The sequence below is a fragment of the Sphingobium sp. genome (genome assembly GCF_035511395.1).
GTDB lineage: Bacteria > Pseudomonadota > Alphaproteobacteria > Sphingomonadales > Sphingomonadaceae > Sphingobium.
The window spans coordinates 1-2,244 of sequence record NZ_DATKFP010000099.1 but is presented as its reverse complement, the minus strand read 5'-3'; the positions used below and the strand labels follow the sequence as shown (position 1 = coordinate 2,244).

Genomic DNA, 2,244 nt, shown 5'->3' with positions numbered 1-2,244 from the left:
GGGCGTGGATCGATCGTCAACACATCTTCGCGCTGGGGGCTTGTTGGCGGCGCCCAGTATTTCGACTATTGCGCGTCGAAATTCGCCGTGACCGGTATGACGAAGGCGGCAGCGGTTGAACTGGGCGACTATGGCATCAGGGTCAATTCCGTTCATCCCGGCGCTACGTTGACGCCGATCGTCAAAAAAAGCGGCACGAAGGACGAAGATCTGCAAGGATTCGTCGATGCGTTTCCGATAAAGCGCTGGGCGGATCCGCGAGAAATCGCAGAAGCCTATCTGTTCCTTGCCTCGGATGCCGCAAGTTTCTGTACGGGTGCCGCCTTCGCCGTGGATGGAGGAGCCACGGCGCAGTAAGCAGGGGATGAATGCGCATCGGCGCGCATCCCTTGGACGCAACGCCGGGTATGGATTTGCGGGATCAGGATGGTTGCACTGCGCGCGACGGATAAAGTCCGCCGCTGTCGTTGGGATCGCGGTAATGCCTGATGCGGCAGCAGGGATGAAAAGGAAATTGCTTCACAAGCGGACCGTCCGTCTAGGATTTTGCCGATGCGTAAAAACTCGCGGCGCGGAGCTACGGATTTTCCGACCTTAATTGTCCATATGTTGAGAGCCGCGAACATGCATTGCGTAGGAGAGGTTCGACTACGCTTTTTAGGTGCTGTGTCTCGCAGCGGTCTGTCCTGCGAGGGGGGCGCGGCATCAGTGCAAACTCATGCCGAGCATCAGGATCGTCATCGGTAAGGCTAACCGTCGCCAGGCTATGCGAGCGGGTATATGATGCGTCCGCATACCCGCGATCGGCAGAAGAATTTCTCATTTTACAAGGAGATTGATATGAAGATCGGATTATTGGGTACTGGCAGCATAGGGAAGACCTTGGCTCGCAAGTTGAGCGAGGCGGGTCATGACGTGAAAGTGGCCAACTCACGTGGCCCTGAAACGATCGACGCGGACGTGCTGGAATTTGGCGCCCGCGCGGTCCAGGCGACCGAGGCCGTAGTGGATGTTGAGGTCGTAATACTCTCGATTCCGCTGGACAAGCTCCCCGGCACGGCGGGGCTGATTTCCAAGCTGCCCCCGGAAGTCGTCGTCATCGACACGTCGAACTATTATCCGATGCGTGACGGTACGATCGACGCCATCGAGCAGGGCCAGGTAGAAAGCCTGTGGGTGGTCGAGAAGGTGGGGCGCCCCATCGTCAAGGCGTGGAATGCCATCTTCTTTAATTCATTCCTGAAAAAGGGAAAGTCGGTCGGCAGCCCGGATCGTATCGCCCTACCTGTTGCGGCGGACAATGCGCGCGACAAGGAAGTTGCGATGGCGCTGGTCGGGGACACCGGTTTCGATGCGGTCGATGCAGGCCCGCTGGCGGACTCGTGGCGTCAGCAACCGGGGTCGCCCGCCTATTGCACCGACCTTACCCGGGACCAGTTGCCGGGCGCTCTGGCGGCGGCAGAGCGGCCTCGGCTCGCCAAACGCCGTGATCTGGCAGTAGCTGTCGTTTCGGAGCGTTTGGAGAATGTCGGCGACAATTTCCCCGATCTGGATTTCGCCATTGCCGTCAATCGCGCGATCTACCTGTGATTTTCAAGCCCCCGTCGCCACTGCGTCGGGGGCGTATGCACGGTGTCTTTGCGGATGCCGTAGACAGGGATAAGCGTCCTTATAAGAAATGGTCCGGCTTCCTTCTGCGGAAGCCGGACCGTTAAGTTTGGAACACGCTGCCGGTCAGCAGCGCCCGGATCAGGGGCGGCCGCCGTCCACCTGGATGAGTGCGCCGGTCGTGAAGCTGGAATGCTCGGACGCTAGGTACATCACCGTCGATACGATTTCTTCCGGCTCGCCATAACGCTTGATCGCGGACTTGATGTTGTTCGCTTTGTTAGGCGACCACGCTTTGGCGATGTCGGTGCGAAAGCTGCCCGGAAGAATTGCGTTGACGCGCACCTTGGGTGCATATTCGAATGCGTGGGCGATTGTGACGGCGTTAAGCGCAGCCTTCGCACCCGAATAGGGGGCATATTCCGGCTGTGGCCTGATCGATCCGATCGACGAGATGTTGATGATGCTGCCGCCATCCCCCTCGACCATGCGGCTGGCGACCAGGGCGGTCATGCGGAAAGGCCCCTTGAAATTGACACCGACGACTTTGTCGAACAGCGCTTCGGGCGTGCCGAGCGAACCATCGGAAAGCGGCGACATACCGGCATTGTTGACGAGGATATCGACCTTGCCGAA

The 2,244-nt window shown here is 59.1% G+C and carries 3 protein-coding genes; 2 read left to right on the top strand and 1 reads right to left on the bottom strand.

The genetic code is table 11. The features are described from left to right. Together VMR39_RS06465 and VMR39_RS06460 are read left to right on the top strand one after the other, a co-directional pair. The coding region (locus VMR39_RS06465) for an SDR family NAD(P)-dependent oxidoreductase (RefSeq protein ID WP_325415167.1) at nt 1–357 on the top strand (357 nt) is incomplete at its 5' end. Between the two features lie 423 nt (nt 358–780). Beyond that, nucleotides 781–1,590: an NADPH-dependent F420 reductase gene (locus VMR39_RS06460; RefSeq protein ID WP_325415166.1), complete on the top strand. Its 810-nt coding sequence runs from the start codon at nt 781–783 to the stop codon at nt 1,588–1,590. A 159-nt stretch (nt 1,591–1,749) separates the two neighbouring features. Here the strand turns inward: VMR39_RS06460 and VMR39_RS06455 are convergent. Next, nucleotides 1,750–2,244 (bottom strand): SDR family oxidoreductase (locus VMR39_RS06455; protein ID WP_325415165.1); only part of this gene is annotated, 495 nt, incomplete at its 5' end.